General features: G+C 70.3%; 21 protein-coding genes and 2 pseudogenes. 7 read left to right on the forward strand and 16 right to left on the reverse strand.

Annotated elements, in window-relative coordinates; genetic code table 11:
* Positions 1-52 precede the first annotated feature (52 nt).
* The 6 genes from AC1QRC_RS15580 to AC1QRC_RS15605 all read right to left on the reverse strand — a co-directional run bounded on the left by AC1QRC_RS15580 (position 53) and on the right by AC1QRC_RS15605 (position 3,260).
* A complete protein-coding gene (locus tag AC1QRC_RS15580; protein ID WP_484204174.1) occupies positions 53-829 on the reverse strand; it encodes a GNAT family N-acetyltransferase in 777 nt (258 codons plus the stop codon).
* Between the two features lie 63 nt (positions 830-892).
* On the reverse strand, positions 893-1,447 hold the full coding sequence (locus AC1QRC_RS15585; RefSeq protein ID WP_484204175.1) for a hypothetical protein: 555 nt from the start codon (positions 1,445-1,447) through the stop codon (positions 893-895).
* A 70-nt stretch (positions 1,448-1,517) separates the two neighbouring features.
* Positions 1,518-1,982, reverse strand: a complete 465-nt coding sequence (locus AC1QRC_RS15590) for a hypothetical protein (protein ID WP_484204176.1) — start codon at positions 1,980-1,982, stop codon at positions 1,518-1,520.
* A gap of 21 nt (positions 1,983-2,003) precedes the next feature.
* On the reverse strand, positions 2,004-2,432 hold the full coding sequence (locus tag AC1QRC_RS15595; RefSeq protein WP_484204177.1) for a TA system VapC family ribonuclease toxin: 429 nt from the start codon (positions 2,430-2,432) through the stop codon (positions 2,004-2,006).
* Positions 2,429-2,671: a CopG family transcriptional regulator gene (locus AC1QRC_RS15600; RefSeq protein WP_484204178.1), complete on the reverse strand. Its 243-nt coding sequence runs from the start codon at positions 2,669-2,671 to the stop codon at positions 2,429-2,431. The genes AC1QRC_RS15595 and AC1QRC_RS15600 overlap by 4 nt, the downstream gene beginning before the upstream one ends.
* A gap of 202 nt (positions 2,672-2,873) precedes the next feature.
* A complete protein-coding gene (locus AC1QRC_RS15605; protein ID WP_484204179.1) occupies positions 2,874-3,260 on the reverse strand; it encodes a glyoxalase superfamily protein in 387 nt (128 codons plus the stop codon).
* Positions 3,261-3,447: 187 nt separating this feature from the next.
* On the opposite strand from AC1QRC_RS15605, the pseudogene AC1QRC_RS15610 reads away from it, so the two are divergent.
* Positions 3,448-3,837 (forward strand): annotated as a pseudogene (locus tag AC1QRC_RS15610) (enoyl-CoA hydratase/isomerase family protein); the annotation flags it as partial.
* A gap of 252 nt (positions 3,838-4,089) precedes the next feature.
* On the opposite strand, the gene AC1QRC_RS15615 reads toward AC1QRC_RS15610, so the two are convergent.
* Positions 4,090-4,749 carry a hypothetical protein gene (locus tag AC1QRC_RS15615; RefSeq protein WP_484206723.1) on the reverse strand — a complete coding sequence of 220 codons (660 nt, stop codon included), beginning with the start codon at positions 4,747-4,749 and terminating at the stop codon, positions 4,090-4,092.
* A gap of 312 nt (positions 4,750-5,061) precedes the next feature.
* Between AC1QRC_RS15615 and AC1QRC_RS15620 the strand changes: the two genes are divergently transcribed.
* Genes AC1QRC_RS15620 through AC1QRC_RS15635 form a run of 4 tightly spaced genes read left to right on the forward strand, consistent with a single transcriptional unit; the run spans position 5,062 to position 8,213 of the window.
* Positions 5,062-5,532: an HAD family hydrolase gene (locus AC1QRC_RS15620; protein WP_484204180.1), complete on the forward strand. Its 471-nt coding sequence runs from the start codon at positions 5,062-5,064 to the stop codon at positions 5,530-5,532.
* A complete protein-coding gene (locus AC1QRC_RS15625; protein ID WP_484206665.1) occupies positions 5,420-5,737 on the forward strand; it encodes an HAD family hydrolase in 318 nt (105 codons plus the stop codon). Before AC1QRC_RS15620 ends, AC1QRC_RS15625 begins: the two co-directional genes overlap by 113 nt.
* Before the next feature lie 57 nt (positions 5,738-5,794).
* Positions 5,795-7,702 carry a hypothetical protein gene (locus AC1QRC_RS15630; protein ID WP_484204181.1) on the forward strand — a complete coding sequence of 636 codons (1,908 nt, stop codon included), beginning with the start codon at positions 5,795-5,797 and terminating at the stop codon, positions 7,700-7,702.
* Positions 7,703-7,757: 55 nt separating this feature from the next.
* On the forward strand, positions 7,758-8,213 hold the full coding sequence (locus AC1QRC_RS15635) for an SRPBCC family protein (protein ID WP_484204182.1): 456 nt from the start codon (positions 7,758-7,760) through the stop codon (positions 8,211-8,213).
* Between the two features lie 184 nt (positions 8,214-8,397).
* Here the strand turns inward: AC1QRC_RS15635 and AC1QRC_RS15640 are convergent.
* The 7 genes and pseudogenes from AC1QRC_RS15640 to AC1QRC_RS15670 form a co-directional block, all read right to left on the reverse strand.
* A pseudogene (locus AC1QRC_RS15640) lies at positions 8,398-8,589 on the reverse strand (HipA N-terminal domain-containing protein); the annotation flags it as partial.
* Positions 8,586-8,777, reverse strand: a complete 192-nt coding sequence (locus AC1QRC_RS15645) for a helix-turn-helix domain-containing protein (protein ID WP_484204183.1) — start codon at positions 8,775-8,777, stop codon at positions 8,586-8,588. The gene AC1QRC_RS15645 and the pseudogene AC1QRC_RS15640, both read right to left, overlap by 4 nt.
* A 118-nt stretch (positions 8,778-8,895) precedes the next feature.
* Positions 8,896-9,321 carry a DUF1801 domain-containing protein gene (locus AC1QRC_RS15650; RefSeq protein ID WP_484204184.1) on the reverse strand — a complete coding sequence of 142 codons (426 nt, stop codon included), beginning with the start codon at positions 9,319-9,321 and terminating at the stop codon, positions 8,896-8,898.
* A 19-nt stretch (positions 9,322-9,340) separates the two neighbouring features.
* On the reverse strand, positions 9,341-10,147 hold the full coding sequence (locus tag AC1QRC_RS15655) for a hypothetical protein (protein ID WP_484204185.1): 807 nt from the start codon (positions 10,145-10,147) through the stop codon (positions 9,341-9,343).
* An 81-nt stretch (positions 10,148-10,228) separates the two neighbouring features.
* Positions 10,229-11,239, reverse strand: coding sequence for an RNA polymerase sigma factor (locus AC1QRC_RS15660; protein WP_484204186.1), 1,011 nt, complete (start codon positions 11,237-11,239; stop codon positions 10,229-10,231).
* Positions 11,240-11,258: 19 nt separating this feature from the next.
* Positions 11,259-11,507 carry a sigma factor gene (locus tag AC1QRC_RS15665; RefSeq protein ID WP_484204187.1) on the reverse strand — a complete coding sequence of 83 codons (249 nt, stop codon included), beginning with the start codon at positions 11,505-11,507 and terminating at the stop codon, positions 11,259-11,261.
* Between the two features lie 7 nt (positions 11,508-11,514).
* On the reverse strand, positions 11,515-11,907 hold the full coding sequence (locus tag AC1QRC_RS15670; RefSeq protein WP_484204188.1) for a YciI family protein: 393 nt from the start codon (positions 11,905-11,907) through the stop codon (positions 11,515-11,517).
* Positions 11,908-12,082: 175 nt separating this feature from the next.
* Here AC1QRC_RS15670 and AC1QRC_RS15675 point away from each other — a divergent pair, with 175 nt between their 5' ends.
* Entirely contained in the window at positions 12,083-12,217 is a 135-nt protein-coding gene (locus tag AC1QRC_RS15675) for a hypothetical protein (protein ID WP_484204189.1), read from the forward strand.
* A gap of 28 nt (positions 12,218-12,245) precedes the next feature.
* On the opposite strand, the gene AC1QRC_RS15680 is transcribed toward AC1QRC_RS15675, so the two are convergent.
* Entirely contained in the window at positions 12,246-12,560 is a 315-nt protein-coding gene (locus AC1QRC_RS15680) for a cation:dicarboxylate symporter family transporter (protein WP_484204190.1), read from the reverse strand.
* Between the two features lie 363 nt (positions 12,561-12,923).
* On the opposite strand from AC1QRC_RS15680, the gene AC1QRC_RS15685 reads away from it, so the two are divergent.
* Positions 12,924-14,867, forward strand: a complete 1,944-nt coding sequence (locus tag AC1QRC_RS15685) for a heavy metal translocating P-type ATPase (RefSeq protein ID WP_484206666.1) — start codon at positions 12,924-12,926, stop codon at positions 14,865-14,867.
* 112 nt (positions 14,868-14,979) lie between these two features.
* Here AC1QRC_RS15685 and AC1QRC_RS15690 read toward each other — a convergent pair whose 3' ends face one another.
* Entirely contained in the window at positions 14,980-16,284 is a 1,305-nt protein-coding gene (locus AC1QRC_RS15690; protein WP_484204191.1) for an ISL3 family transposase, read from the reverse strand.
* Positions 16,285-16,393 lie beyond the last annotated feature (109 nt).

Here is a 16,393-nt window from a genome sequence, read left to right on the forward strand (position 1 = left end):
AGACGCGGGCTACGGCACCCGGTTCTACAGGTCACCCCGTCACCGGGAAGCTTCAGGCCCGGCGCCTTGCGCCACCGTCGGCGTCCTCGGGCGGGTCGATGAAGACGGTGGTCTGACTGCCCACCAGCTCATATCCCAGGACCTGCGCCATCCGCTTCGACGGCTCGTTGTCCCAGCGGGCCCGCCACTGCGGGACCAGGCCGGCATCGAGGGCCGCGTTGGTGCCGACCGCAGCAGCCAGCACCCCGTAGCCGCGGCCACGGGCGTGCGGACTCGTCAACACCCCCATGTGGGCGAGCACCTGCGCCCACACGACATAGCCAGCACCGGCGAGCGGGAGCGGGCTGCCCTCGCCGGCCGCATCCCCCTCGCCAGCCGCGTCACCCACCCCGGCCACATCGCTCCCGGCACGATCCAGCAGCACCCAGCGGTGCGGCATACCGTGCAGTCCGACCTCGTCGACGTCCTCGTGCGGGCACGCCGCCTCCAGCGCGGCGACCGCGGCCTCGTCCTGGGTCATCGCCAGGTCGGCGTGCTCGACCCTGCTGTCGGTGAAGGAGAGCTCGGCGGCACCGAGCGGTCGCGCGCCGTGGTCGGAGGCGAGGCGCAGCAGCACCGCCAGCCGGGACAACTCGTCGTCGGACAGGTTGCCCGCGCGGTCCAGCGCCCACTGCGGCCCCTTGAGGACGCCCCGGCCGAAGATGCGGACGAACGTCACGGCGTCGGCGGCGTCGTCCCGTCGCAGCACGCGCGGACCGTCCCCCAGGTCGTCGACGCCGAGCACCTCGGCCCACGCCTGGCGGATGGTCTGCTCGGTCTCTGCCCGCACGACTCGACCCTACTGACCGGCGAGCCGACGCGCTCGGCCAGCCGGGCCCACCCGACGCGGGCGTCAGCCGGCGGGTGCCTCCAGCTTGTCCGCCAGCACGTCCAGGCCCTGCCGGGCCGCGGCCTCGGCGGCCTGCACCCGCCCCTGCATGGCCTGGGCCTCCTCGAGCGCGGAGATCGCACGCTGCTCGGCGTCGCGGCTCGCCTGCACGCCCTGCTCGCGCTCCTGCTGCTCCCGCGCCCGGTCGTCGTGGTAGCCCTGCACCTCACCGGCGGCCAGCTCCACGGCCCGGTCGAGCAGGTACCGGTAGGAGGTGCGCAGCTTCTTCGGCGTCGTCTTGCGGACCAGGCCCTCGACCTCCTCGGTCACCCCGTCGCGCATGAAGACCAGCGGGTCGGAGCGGTAGCGCGCCCGCTCCTCCTCCTCGATCGCCGCGGCCAGCTGCTCACGCACCTCGGCGAGCTGCCGCTCGGCCTCGCGCACCGCCGATGCGGCCGCGTCCAGGTGGGCGGCGAAGCGCCCCTCCAGGGCGTAGACCAGCTGGGCCTTCTCGTCCGCGTCGAGCTGGTCGGCCGGGTCGAGCGTCCGCGGACCGGCGCTGCCGTCGTGTTGCGTCATACCTGCACCTCATCCTGCACCTACGTGACCCCCCACTCTCTCATCCGCAGGCCCCGGGCGGACGCTCGGGCTACGCCTCGAGCAGGGTCAACGCGACGACTTCCATGACCGATCCGGGCCGTTCGATCCGCACCGGCATCCCCGGGTGGTCGACCGCGAACCACAGGGTGGTCGTGCCGGTCGCGCCGCGCACGGCATACCGCAGACACCGTCGTATGCCGAGGGGCCCGTCGGTCGTCTCCTCCCCCACCTCCGTGGTCGCCTCGGGGAAGGAGGCGTGCCCCTGCAGCTCGAGCCAGGTGGCGCGGCTGCGGGACACCTCACCTCTGGGCGCCCCCTCCGGGTCGCAGGGCGCCGTCTCGAGGGTCACCCCGTCGGCGTCCCCCTCGCGGAACGTCGTGCTGTGCCAGGTGCGCCCGTCGCCGTCCTCGACCGCCACGACCACCCGCAGCCCGTCCACGCAGTGCGCCCGGATCTGCGCCGCCGTGAAGGGGGTGGGCGCGTGCCCCTCCGTCAGGATCCGCTCGTCAGTCACGGGCCCATCGTGCCACCGGTGTCAGCTGGTGCCGGGACGGAACCAGGTGATCGCGGGAAACCTCGCGAAGTCGCTGTCGAAGGAGCAGACGGCCACGCCGTGCTCCTCGGCCAGCGCGGCCAGATGCGCGTCCGTGACCAGGTTGGCGCGGAGGTCCCCCTCCGCCACGATGCGTCCGAGGATGTCGGAGTGCCGCGGCCCAGCCTGGGGGATCCAGGTCGGCTCGGCCGCGAGCCAGTCGGTCACGAACGACCACGCGTCCACCGGGTCCAGCGGGGCAGCGGAGGCCCGGGGGTGCGTGGCGATCCGCTGGAACGCGATCAGCGAGACCCAGGGGAGCCCGACCCTGGACGGACCACTCAACGCCTCCTCCAACCACTCGCGGGCTGGCTCGTGGAACGTCGACGTCGAGTCCACCGCGTAGAGGAGGACGTTGGCGTCCACGATCATCCGGAGGTCCTGTGGTCCGCCTCGTCCAACAACTCCAGGGCCTCGGCGACGTTCGAGACATCGATCTGCAGGCCCATCGATGCGGTGCGCTGGCGGTAGGGGCGCCGCTCCGGCGCACCTCGTTCCAGACCGGCCCTGGCCAGCTGGTTGACCGCCTCAGCCAGGCCGATCCGCTTCTCTCGTCGCAGCCGCTCGGCAGCGCTGGCGACGTCCGGATCGAGACGTATCGTGGTCCGCATCGCTCCTCCGCGCATCAGTGATGCACCTAGTCTACATCGCCGATGCACGACGACGTCCGGCGTGGAAGTCCCACCGGGGCAGCCAGGCGGTGGACCGCGGCATCACGGAACGGGACGGACTCGGCGAGATCAGCAGGACCGTCCGGCACACCGCGAGCAGGACCCGCAATCGCGGCGGCCCGTCCATCCGCCAGGCTATTCCTCAGCCGTCCTGGGCCCCGGCGGACCAGTCCGGCAGCTCCTGCAGCGCCCAGCGATTGCCGTCCGGGTCGGCGAAGTAGACGAATCGCCCCCACGGCTGCTCGTCGACCTCGCTGGCCTCGATACCGCGGTCCAGCAGGTCCGCGCGGGCGGCGTCCGCGTCGCCGATCACCATCTGCATGTTGTCCAGCGACCCGGGTGCCATGTCGGTCAGCCCCTTGCCCAGCGCGATCGAGCACGCCGAGCCCGGCGGGGTGAGCTGCACGAACCGCACGTCGTCGCTCACCGTGTGGTCGTGGTCGGCGTTGAACCCGGCCTGCACGTAGAACTCCTTGGCCCGGTCGACATCGGTCACGGGCACGGCCACCAGCTCCAGTTTCATCTCCATAGGCTTCAGGCTACGAAGGATTCCGGCCAGATCACGGCCGCAATATGGCGGGCCGAGCCCTCCGCCTACAGTGAACTCCGTGCCGCAGACCTCCCCCGCCGACGGCGTTGTCCGCTTCGAGCGCACCCACCTGGGCGACACGCTCGTGCTGGACCGCCCGGAGCGGCGCAATGCGCTCACCCTGCCGATGTGGCAGCAGCTCGCCGCCCTGGTGCGGGAGCACGGGGACGACACCGACACCCCGCTGTATGTCGTGGGCTCAGGCGGCTACTTCTGCTCCGGGGCCGACCTGGGTGCCCTCGCGCACGCCCGGTCCGACGCGCAGCGGTCCCGCACCTTCGTGCACGCCGTCGTGGAGTGCCTGCTGACGATCCACACCGTCCCCCGGGAGGTGGTCGCGGTCGTCGAGAACGGCGCGGCCGGCGGCGGGGTGGAGATCATGGCCGCCTGCGACCGGCGGGTGGCGATCGGCGCCCCGACGCTGGTCTTCCCGTTCGGCCACCACGGCATGACGCTGGACGACTTCACCCGGTGGGGGCTGCACCGACTCGTGGGCGACGCCGCGGCCGAGCGGCTGGTCGACGGTCGTCACGTCGTGGACTTCGCGCGGGCCCAGGGCCTGGGGCTGTTCGACGAGCAGCACGAGTCCCTCGAGGAGCTCGCGCGGGCGCGACGAGGGTGCGGGGCGATGAGGTGCGGGGCGAGCGGGGCGCCACGGAGGGCTACGTCCACGACGGCGAGCCGTTCACCGCGGCGGTCGAGCGGGCCGCGGCCCCGATGCTGGCGGCGTTCCTCCAGCCGGGGTAGCCGGTCGAGATCTTCCGGCTCCTCACCACTCGTCGACGGGCGCGACGGGCTCCGCCGGCCAGGTCGAGCCGTCGAGCAGGGTGCGCTCCCCCAGGTCCGCCTCCAACTGCACGGTCCGCTCCACCCAGGGGTTGCCGGGGCAGGTCGCACCCCCGACGACGCGCTCGGTGGTCCAGTAGACGGTGACGTCCTCCTCGGTCTCCACGACGAGGGGCTCGGCCGCCAGGTGCGGCTCGGGGTCCCGCGCGCCGGCGCACTGGATCTCCGAGACAACGACCTCGAGGCTGGACCCGGTCTGCTCCGTCGCGCCCTCCGGCCAGGCGATCTGGGCCCACTCGCTCGTGGCATCCAGCGCGAGCTGCGCCCGGCACCCGCCGCCCCAGCCCTCGACCCGCCAGGCGCCCTCGTGCACGCCGAGCGAGAGGTACTCATCCCGCTCCAGGGAGAAGTCGCTGGTGTCGGGCTCCGCCAGCAGGATCCCCATCTCCTCGCCGTCCGGACCCTCGGCCCGCCAGAGCACGCGCCACCGCACGTCCTCGGCCGACGATTCCAGCAGCGGCCCCGGCGCGTCGATGCCGGCCTCCTCCCCGATCTCGGACAGGGCCGCCACGACCTCGGCCGACTCCTCGGGCCCGATCTCGACGCCCGAGCTCGACCACCGACGCCGGGAACGACGGCTCACCGTGACAGGTCAGCAACACGTCGCCGTCGGAGGTGAGCCACGTCCCTCCCTCGTCGGGCTGCGTCTCGTCGGGCTCTGCCGTGGTGGCTGACGCGCTGTCGGTGTCCGCCGACCCCGGCGACCCGGAGGGCTCCCCCGCGCCCGATCCGCACGCGGCGAGCGGCAGGGCGAGCGCCAGCGCTGCCACAGACTTCACGACTGACCTGGTCATCGCATGCTCCATCCCGTGCGGACGTCTCCGACACCACCTGGGACGCCGGGGCGGGGCGGGCGGTTCCGCGGAACCGCCGGGTAGTCCGGCACGATGGGTCCATGACCGCACCCGCCACCTCCATCGCCGCCGTCGTCTTCGACATGGACGGCGTGCTGACCGACACCGAGACGATCTGGGACGAGGTGCGGCGCGGGCTGGCCGCCGAGGACGGCGTGCCCTGGCCGGACGGTGCCACCGAGGCGATGATGGGTATGTCGACACCCGAGTGGTCGGAGTACCTCGCCTCGACCGTCGGCATCCAGGGCGACGCCGCCGAGGTGGCCGACCGGACCATCGGCCAGATGGCGGCGCGCTACCGGGATCACCTGCCCACGATGCCCGGTGCCGTCGAGGCCGTGCGAACGGCTGGCCGAGCGCTGGCCGCTGGCGGTCGCCTCGTCCTCGCCCCGCCTGCTGATCGACGCCTCGCTCGGCGCCCTGGGCATCGCCCGGCACTTCCGGGTGACGGTCTCGACCGAGGAGGTGGCCGCGGGCAAGCCGGCGCCCGACGGCTACCTGCGGGCCTGTGAGCTGCTCGGGGTGGAGCCCGCCCGGGCCGCGGCCCTGGAGGACTCCAGCAACGGGCTGCGCTCGGCGGCCGCCGCCGGGATGCAGGTGATCGCGGTGCCCCACGAGGCCTTCCCTCCCGCGCAGGACGCCCTCGACCTGGCCGCGGTCCGCGTCGCCAGCCTGGACGAGGTCACCGTCGACCTGGTGGAGGGCCTGGGCCGGTAGCCCGTCTGCCTCCTCAACCGCGACATAGCAGCGACGGTCAGCGGACACAATGCCCGCATGCGCGGGTGGTGGTCACGTCCGATGGTGGGGATCTGGTTGGTGAGCCTGGTCCTGGTGGCCGGGTGCGGCGGGGCGGCCCCGGCGACCGACGAGGCCGCCACCGGTCAGGTGACGGACACCGCTAACCAGGGCCAGGAGAGCGACGCCGCAACGACGACCCCAGATCAGGAGGAGACGGCACCCGCGACAGTCACTGAGGCGGAGGCGACCGTGACCGGGGAGGGTTTCATGGTGGAGCTGCCCGACGTGGTGGTGAGCGCCCCCGACGGGGTCGCCCCGGCCGGAACGACGGTCAGGGTGCGGCTCCTGGAACCGGAGCTGGAGATCGATGACGCCGAGATCGTCCAGACCGTGGACGTCCGGCTCGGGGATGGCCTTCAGCCGCAGGCACCGATCACGCTGACCTTTGCGACCACCGCGCCGCCGAGCGAGACCAACGCCTACGTCGTGATGCGCTCGGACACCGGCCGGGGCAACTACGTCAACATCGCCCACGAGGACGCTCTCGAGGCGGTGGTCGTGAACACCTTGCACCTGTCCACGTTCACCCTGTTCCGGTTCGACCCCATGGCCTGGCTGCGGGATCTACAGGAGCAGATAGAGCTCGCGCTCGGGCTGCAGTACCCCGCACCCGGCTGCACCAAGGAGAACCTCGGCCGCGCCGCCGACCTCGGCGACTTCGACTTCCTCGCCGAGGGCCCGGGCCTCGGCGCCGTGTGGTTGTGCGCCGGGCGTGCCCCTACCGGCGACCTGTCGATGCAGGTGTACTCCAACGCACCGGCCGCCTTCGAGATCACGGCCGACACGCGGCCCACCGGCATCGTGCAGATCGCCAAGCTGAGCCTGGCCGAACTGCTGACCACGTCGCTCTACAACGTCTCCCAGGGCCATCCCCGAGACCGCTCCATCCTCGCGCCGGGCGGCTCCCTGTCCTTCCGCGCGAGCGAGGGTGATGTGCCGGTGGGCTATGACGCGGTCTACCAACCTGTGTGGTCCGCCGCGGCCCTCGGGTTCGAAGCCGCGCTGAACGTCGTGTCCTTCGGCCGCAACGACCCGGTGTCCGCGACGATCCAGGCCGCCCTCAGTGCCGACGATCTCGCCGAGTGCTTCGGCGGCACCCTCGAGCACGCCGTCGACCCCCAGCCAGGCCCCCTTGTCTCCACGGGTCTGTCCTGCTTCCAGATGCTGGCTGGTCAGTCCGGTGTGCTGTCGCCGCTGCAACAGTTGGGCCTTGCCAAGCTCGGGCTGATCAGCGCCGCGCTCACGCTATGGCCCCAGTCGCTCCTCTCGGCCCTGATCGAGCGCGACGCCAACGAGTTCTCCCTGGAGCTCTATGGCACCAGGGTGTCCTCGCCACCGGCCGGGGACAGCTCGGGCGTGCTCAACGCCACGCTGCCGGTGGGCTCCTGCACCGACGGCACCTTCGGGTGGGAGCACACCACGCCGATCCCCCTCGTCGACGGCACCGGCGAGGCCTGGACCCCGAGCGGGGAGTATGCCGGGGCGGGTGTGATCTGGACGGAGGTGCTCGGCGAGGCGGACCTGGACGGCGATGGGGGCCGAGAAGTGGTCCTGGCCCTCCGGTGCACGGGCTCGGTGCTGGAGTACTGCTGCGCCGGGCGCACGAGCAGCGCCACGTTCGTCGCCGCCTACTCCCGCGACCCCTCGGGGGAGCTGACCCTGCTCGCCCCGCCTCTCACGGGTGGCTACTCCCTCCCCGGGAATGAGTACGGACCCATGCACCGCACGATCAGGGGGGCTCAGCTGGAGGGGCTCTCGGTGGTCACCACCGAATACCTGCCCTATCCCGAGGACGTGACCGAAGCACAGGCAGGTCACGATCCCCTAGCCGACGTCACCGCCCGGTACCTGCTGCAGGGGGGTGCGTGGGTCGAGGCACCGTGATTGTCCTCCCTGTCACTTGGGAGGACCATGGTGGAGGTGAGGACGGACACCCCCGATGCGCTTTGAGTTCACCACGAAGGCATCGCCCGACCAGGTCCGTGAGGCGCTGACGGACTTCTCCGAGCGGCGCCTGCGCACCTGGAGCCGCACCCTGGACCCCAAGACCTACCAGGTGCGCGGGCAGGGCCAGGACTGGGCCGAGGCCCGGGAGAGCAGCCCGGGCTCGCCGTTCTGGGTGGTCTGCCGCTACGACTGGTCCGACCCGGACGTGGTCCGGTGGACGGTGACCGAGAGCAGCTACGGCGGGGGCGGCGACGGGACAGTGCGGGTCGCCCCTGACGGCTCGGGCGGCAGTCGTGTGCAGGCCGAGTGGGACGCAAGGGACGCCCGCCCGCGGCTGCGGCCGGTGTTGTTCCTCCTCCACCACGGGCCGATGCCCAGGGTCATCGCCCGGATGTGGCGAGCGGCGCTGGACCGGTATGCCGAGGAGCAGGGCCAGCCGGACGGCTGAGGTGACCGACGGTCAGGTCAGGTGATCGACGGCGTTGAGCGTCGCGACCTGCCGGTTGTGGAAGTAGCCGTCCTCGCGCAAGTGCGTGATGCCGCCGCTGGTGGCGCGGAAAGCCACGTGCCCGGCCGCATCGGGATCGCTCAGCCCCCGAGGTCACGGCGACGCCGTTCGCGCCGTCCCGCACCGGCTCGTCGGTGAGCGGCAGCGTCGTGGCCACGGCACGGCCGCCGGCGTCCAGGTAGGCCTGCGTGTAGGCGAACTCCACGCCACCGTCTACCCGGGTCAGGGTCGCTGCGGGCCGGCCGTCCTTGAGGACGTGGGCTACGTGGACCTCGCGCGGATCGGGCTCTCCGGGATGGACGCTCGCGGTGGTCACGGCGTCTCCACCGGCACCAGCTCCAGCCGGAGGCCGAGGACCTCCAACACCGGGCCGACCTTGTCCAGACGGACGCTCGCCTTGCCCGACTCCAGCAGCCGGACGAAGCGTTCGGATACTCCGGCCAACTCGGCGAGGTCGACCTGGCGGAGCCCCAAACTCCCGACGACGCGCCGCGATCTGGTCATGCCATGACTGCATCATCAGACCTCCTTCACCAGCACGATCGTGCCGGTCTCCCCAGTGTGCCGCAGTCGGGACCAGGCAGTCCAGTCCGATCGGCACGATCGTGCCTGGGCCGCCTGGTCAGGCAGGCTCGGGGTCGTCCCCGCGCTCCCAGGCGATCGCGATGAGGCGGCGCAGCACGTCCAGGTCGACGTCGTCGAGACGCTTGACGTAGACGCAGCCAGCGCCCTCGGTGTAGCTGCCCAGCTGCGGCAGCAGCGCCGCACCCTCCGGCAGGTCCTTGAGCCCGTAGAGCGAGAGGCTGGCCCTGCGCGGCGAGAACCCGGCCCGCGGCCAGGTGCCACGCGTGCGGGGATTGGCCGGGGAGACATAGCGATAGCTCCCGTAGCCGACGATCGAGGGACCCCACAGCACCGGGTCGGCGCCGGTCACCTCGCGGAAGATCTCGGCCAGGGCCAGCCCGTCCTGGCGACGGCGCGCGGGCTGCGCCGCCTCCAGGAAAGCCTGCACGTCGGCGTCCGTCGGGACGGTCTTCGGCTCGCTCACCCCTGCAGTATGCCGTGGGTCAGGGAGTCTCGTACCTCGCCTCGACCACGGCCTGGTCGGCACCCTCGGACGCGGTGGCGTTGTCCACGCGCAGGGTGAGGACGTCACCACTCTCGCTGTCCGCGTAGGTCACGATGGTGGAGCCGGCGGCCCCCTCGGATCCGGTCTGCTGCCAGTCGGGCCCGCCACCGTCGCCCAGGATGTGCACCGCCTCCGGTGTGGCCATCCGCTCGACCACGGCCTGCTCACCGGCGCCCCAGGCGACCACGAGCGCGTCGGCGTAGGCGACCGGCTCGGTCGGCAGGTCGGCGTCGTCGCCGGCGACGGTGTAGGTCGCCTGGATGACGGCCTGCTCACCGCCCTCGGTCAGGATCCCGTGGTCCACGCGCAGCATGAGCTGGTCGCCGCTCTCACTGTTCTCGTAGGTCACCTCGGTCGACGCGGCATACTCCACGGCGTCGGTCTGCTCCCAGTTCGGGCCGCCACCGTCGCCCAGGATGTGCACGACCTCGGCGGTGCCGAGGCGCTCCATCGTGGCGTGGTCGCCCGCGCCCCATGCGACGACCAGCGCGTCGGCATACTCCGTCGGCACGGTGGGCATGTCGCCGGTCTCGTCGCCCCCGGTCTCGTCGCCAGCCTCCTCCGAGGTGGCCTCCTCCGAGTCCGTCTCCGCTGGCTCGGTCTCCTCGGCGCTGTCCTCCGGCGCGGCCTGCTGGCTGGAGGGCGCTGGCTCGAGCACCTCGGGCTCGTCGGCGTCACCGCCACAGCCGCTCAGCAGGGCGGCGAGGGCGACTGCAGCGATGGTCGTGCTGGTCCGGCGGGTCATGGTGTGCTCCTCCGTCTCGTCGACTTCACGCATCCGGGATGAGACGCGTCGGGGAGCGGCCCACGTTGCATCCGGTGATGGCTACCCGCGCTCGTCCAGTGACGCGGCACGTCGCAGGAGGTAGCGCTGCTCGGGCGTGCTGGCCGTGAGTTGCGCGGCACGCAGGTATGCCGCATGGGCCTCGGAATCCCGCCCCGCCATCTCGAGCAGGTGGGCGCGGACTGCGTGGGTGCGGTGGTGTCGGGCCATCTCGGGCACCGCCACCAACGGCTCGAGCACGGCCAACCCCTCCACCGGACCATGCTGCATACCGACAGCCACCGCCAGATTCAGGGTCACCGCGTGACTGCTGTCCAACTGCTGCAGCATCCGGTAGAGCACGCAGATCTGGGCCCAGTCGGTGGCGTCCGCGGTCGGTGCCTCGGCGTGCACCGCGGCGATGGCGGCACGGACCTGGAACGGCCCGGTCGGCCCCCGCGGCAGGGTGTGCTCGAGGATCCGCACGCCCTCGGCGATCTGCTCCCGGTCCCACCGGGCGCGGTCCTGCTCCCCGAGCGGGATGAGGTCACCCCCGGGCGTGGTGCGCCCGTCGCGCCGGGCGTCGGTGAGCAGCATCAGCGCGAGCAGGCCGGCGGCCTCCCGGTGGTCGGGCACCTGCCGGCACAGGTGCCGGGTGAGCCGGATCGCCTCGTCGGTCAGCCGCCGGTCGGTGACCTGGTCACCGACGCTGGCGGCGTGGCCCTCGGTGAAGACCAGGTTGAGGACGTGCAGCACGCTCCCCAGCCGGTCCGGCAGCTGCTCATCCGGCACCTGGTCGAGCCGGGCGCCCTGCGCCCGCAGGGTCGCCTTGGCCCGGCTGATCCGCTGGGCCATCGTCGCCTCGGTGACGAAGAAGCCCGCCGCGATCTGCCGGGTCGTCAGGCCGGCGACCGCGCGCAGGGTCAGCGCGACCTGGGACGGCACGGACACCGCGGGGTGGCAGCACAGCAGGAGCAGCCCCAGGGTGTCGTCGCCGCCCGCAGTCGTCGGTATGCCGTCCTCCTCCAGTGCGCGCTGCTCGGCCGAGACGGCCGCCGCGTCGACACTCGGCACCCGCGCGGCCTCCCGCAGCTCACGCTGCTGCGCGCGAGCTCTCAGACTGCCACCGGTCGATGAGCCGCCGGGAGGCGACCCGCACCAGCCACGCCTTCGGGTCTGTCGGCACGCCCTCCTGCGGCCACTGGTCCGTGGCCGCCAGGAGTGCCTCCTGCGCGGCGTCCTCACAGTCGTCGAAGCCGCCGAAGCGTCGCGCCAGCGCGGCCAGGACGTGCGGCGCCTCCCGGCGCCATACGTCCTCGATGGCCTGCTGGGCCCCGGTCACGGCGGCGTCAGGACTCCTCACCGCCGGGCCACATGGCCGGACGCAGCTCGATCGTCTCGCCCGGCCCGGCGAACTGGGCCGCGATCTCCTCGGCACGATCCGGCCCCTCGACGTCGATCAGGAAGAACCCGGCCAGCTGCTCCTTCGCCTCCGAGTACGGCCCGTCGGTGGCGACCGAGTTCCCCGTCTCCCAGCGGTAGAGCCGGGAGGACGCCGGGTCGCCGAGCGCCTCGCCTCCCACGAGCTCGCCCCGCTCCTGCAGTTGGCCCAGAAACTGCTCGAAGTCGGCGTTAATCTGCTCGCGCTGCTCGGGTGGCAGCCCCTTGTTCTCGGCGACGAAGTCACCCGTCGGGTGCCCCCACGGCTGCGGGCTCGAGTGAATCAAGATGACGTACTTCACGGCGTTCTCCTTACCTCTCCGGCGACCCCGGTGGGCCGCTCACCCCGAACGTCGGAGTCACCACTCGGTTCTCGACATCCTGCCGCAGATTCGTGCGATCCGGGCGCGATGAGAGGCAGTCCGGCCTAGGTCCGAGCAGGCACCGGGCTTCTACCGAGCACGCTAGAGTCGCGCTATGGCCATGACGAACCGCCCAGAGCGGTCCGGGATCGCCGACCGCCTCATGGAGATCGCGGCGCGGAGCCAGGCGGTCGAGACGCCAATGCTGACTGACGAGGACCTCTACGACGAGCAGGGTCTCCCGCGCTGATCCAAGAAGATGACCTCACCGACCCGTTCTAGTCCAGGTCATCGGCCTTCTTGAAGTCTTCGCCAAAGTCCGCCGCCCGGAACTCCGCGGCCTGGACCGTCTTGCGCCCGTAGTAGACGTCGTCGTCGATCTCGTCGGTCGACTTGGCCACCAGCATGGACACGAAGGTGTCGCCGTTGACATTGAGGAAGGTGCGGAAGATGCCGGTGAACCAGTCGACCGCGATGAGCAGGCCGACGGCCTCGAGTGGCAAGCCGAGCGCGGTGGCCAGGAAGGTCGCCACGACGGGGAACCCGCCCGGGACGGTGATGGTGCCCATGTTGAGCAAGATCGCCAGGCCCATCCTTGATTCTGCGGCATTCGTGACGAGGATCAACGCACCGGAGTGATCTTGATCCGTTCTTCGATGGGTCCGCGTCCGGGCAGAGCGTCGATCTGTTGGATCACGCGGCGCAAGTAGTTCCGGCGTTCCTTGATTCCTTTGCTCTCCAAGGAACGAATCACGTCCGGACCGTCGGAAATCATCAACTCGTCCGACTCGACCGCATCAACCCGGCGTTCTCGTGGAGGACACTGGCCTGGCGGTCGTGCTTGGCGCAGTTTCACTCGGGCTAGGGCGCTGAACTCCGGCAGTTGGTGTCTGCTTGGCGTTTAGGGTAGGCTGGCCTGCGATGTGGGCATGGAGCGTGCCTGGGAGAATGAACATATGGAGCGTATTTCATCTCTGGCCAGGGCATATCCGCTCGTGTTCGCGACGCTCTTCATTGCTGTGGTCGGGTTGATTCTATTGGCGACTCCTGCAAGGCAAGCAGCGGGGTTGCTGGTGGGCGGGTACGCGCTCGTGATCGCGGCTTGGGAAGCGGTCGGAATGATTCGGCAACTCATCAAGGGGCATGCCGGGCTCGATGTTCTTGCCGTGACGGCTATCACTGCGGCAGTGCTTGTCGGGGAGTCATGGGCGGCGCTCGTGGTCGTGTTGATGCTTACCGGCGGTGTGGCGCTTGAGGACTACGCAGAGAATCGTTCCAAGCGAGAACTCACCGCGTTGCTGCGCAAAGCTCCGCAGCAGGCGACACGCATTCTCGACACCGGCGCGGCCGACCATGCCCCTGATACGGTCACCGAGGAAGTGCCCGTCGAAGAAGTTCGGGTAGGTGATCTGCTGCTGGTAAGGCCGGGCGCACTTGTGCCCGTGGACTCGGTCGTCGTCTCTGAGCACGCCGTGTTTGACGAGTCTTCTCTGACTGGCGAGAGCCTACCTGTGGAGCGGGTCGCCGGAGAGAAAGTGTCTAGCGGTGCGGTGAACGGTCAAGCCGCAGTGACCTTGCGCGCTGCAGCGCTGGCCTCAGAGAGCGAGTATCAGCACATTGTGCGTCTTGTCGAGCAAGCTGCGGGCAGCAAGGCGAAAGTTGTGCGGCTCGCTGATCGGTACGCGGTGCCCTTCACGGTGCTCGCGCTCGCTATCGCCGGGATCGCCTGGGCGGTTAGCGGGAATGCCGTCAGGTTCGCAGAGGTGCTGGTCGTGGCAACTCCTTGCCCGCTGCTGATCGCCGCCCCGGTCGCGTTTCTCGGTGGCATGAGCCGTGCCGCGAGGTACGGGCTGATCGTGAAAGGCGGCGGCACCCTGGAACAGCTCTCTCGGGCACGCTCCGCAGCGTTCGACAAGACCGGCACTCTCACGACCGGTAGACCGGTACTCGAACGTATCCTGCCTGCCGACGGCACCAATGCGGATGAACTGCTGCGCTTCGCAGCCTCAGCGGAAGTGTATTCCTCGCATGTGCTCGCAGAGTCCGTCGTTCAGTTCGCGAAACAGCATGGTCTGTTGCTCCTCGAAGCCGAAAAGGCCGAAGAGATCGCCACCAATGGCGTCGCAGCCACCCTGCGCAGGCGCGGTGCGCCGAAGGCGGTGATTGTCCGGGTCGGTAAGCCTTCCTGGGTGCGCACTTATGCGTCTGACCTTGTGCTGACCGCCCTCGCGCCGGGTGAACTCGCGATCTACGTCGCGGTCGGCGACCGATTCGCTGGGGCGATTGTAATGCGAGACCAGGTGCGTGAAGAAACCCGCCAAGCACTCCAAGATCTGAACGAACTCGGCATCGAGCGCGCCCTGATCGTCACCGGAGACGTCGCAGCGACCGCCGAACCAATCGCCAAGAGCATCGGAATCAGCGAGGTGCACGCGGAGTGCCGCCCTGGCGACAAGGTGCGTATCGTCAGTGCCGTTCAGCCCCGCCCGCTCATTATGGTCGGCGACGGACTCAATGACGCGCCGGTGCTCGCCGCCGCAGATATCGGTTTTGCGATGGGAGCACGCGGTGCAACCGCTGCCTCCGAGTCCGCGGACATAGTGAACCGATATGACACCCTCGCCACACTGCCGCGCGCGGTAAGAATCGGAAAAGACACCGTGCGCATCGCACTGCAGAGCATCTGGCTCGGCATCGTCATCAGCGTCGGACTCATGCTCATCGCCGCCTTCGGATTTCTCCCCGCGCTCCTCGGCGCCTGGTTACAGGAAGTCGTCGACCTCGTGGCCATCCTCGGAGCGCTCCGCGCAATCGGCCCACGAACCGAACGCAACACTAAACCATCACCAACCGAAGCAACCAAGGAGTTTCGGTCGCACGCCACCCAAGAAGGAAACTGAAGAATGGCATCCCGCCCAACCAAGAATCCGCATCCCGGAGAGACCCACACGCAGAATATAGGGCTCTTCGCATTCAAGGGTGTAGTTGGGGTCTGAATCCGGCTCTTCGCATTCAAGGGTGTAGTTGGGGTCTGAATCCGCCGGCCTCGAGGAGTGCGCGTGCGATGTAGTTGGTGAGGTTGCGGAACCCGAGGGCGGAGCCCCTCAGGTGCTCGAGGCGGCCATTGATCGCTTCTGTAGGCCCATTCGATGTGCGGGGACGGTCGAAGTAGGCCAGGACGTCCTCGGCGCGGCGGGTCAGGGTGCGTCCGAGCCTGCGCAGCTCGCTCAGACCGGCCGGGACGCCCTGGCGGACGGCATCGATCACCGACTGCATCTGCTCGCGGCCCTGGCTGCGGTCGGGTTCGCGGTAGGCGGCGACCATTCGCTGGTAGATGCCCCAGGTCGCCTCGACCGCGACGTGCTGCTCGACCGCGAAGAGCGCCTCAAGGCGGGCTTGCTGCTTGTCGGTGAGCAGGTCAGCGCCGGTGTGCAGGGTCCGCCGGGCCGAGTACAGCGGGTCGCCCTTGCGGCCTCGGTGCCCGCAGGTCTCCTGCTGGACTCGGCGACGACAGTCGTCCATCGCCTCCCCGGCCAGCTGGACTACGTGAAACGGATCCATCACGCTGACCGCCTCGGGCAGCTCTTCGGTGGTGGCGGTCTTGAAGCCACTGAAACCATCCATGGCCACCACCTGCACCCCGTCGCGCCAGGTCTGGTCCCGCTCGTCCAGCCAGGTCTTGAACGCTTTCTTCGAGCGGCCCTCGACCATGTCCAGCAGCCGCGCCGGCCCAGTCCCGTCACGGACCGGGGTCAGGTCGATGATCACCGTGATGAACTTGTCCCCGCGACGGGTGTGACGCCAACAATGCTCATCGACCCCGAGGACCTCGACCCCGTCCAGACGGGCCGGATCGTCGATCAGCAGCCGGTGTCCTTCGGCCAGGACAGCATCGTTGGCGGTGTGCCACGCCACGCCCAGCCCCTCGGCGACGCGAGCCATGGACAGGTGCTGGACCACGATGCCGACCAGGGCCCAGGCCAGCCCGCCCCGGGAGATCTTCGCCCGTGGCTCGGCCGCGGCGGTGGTGTCCTGGCGCCACACGTGACCGCACTCGGAGCACCGGTACCGGCGCACCGTGACCAGCAGGGTGGTGGGACGCCACCCGAACGGCGCGTGCGCGAGCCGACGGACGACGGTGTCCCTGGCCACGCCCTGGCAGCCGCACCGGCGGCACCAGTCGTCGGGGTCCACGACCCGACACTTCAAGACGGCGCGGTCGGGCTCGAGCAGCTGGCCGGTCGCCTCCAGGCCGAGCTCGTCCAGGCGGGTGAAGGTGGTCAGGTCAGGGCAGGCGAAGGTAGTAGCGTCAGGCACGTCGAGGTCTTTCGGATGGGCGGTGTGAGAACTCCCATCATCGGAAGACCTCGACCCTCATCCAGCGAGCGACGCGCGGACGACCGTTACACCCTCAACTGCGAAGAGC

Source organism: Ornithinicoccus sp. (assembly GCF_057176825.1).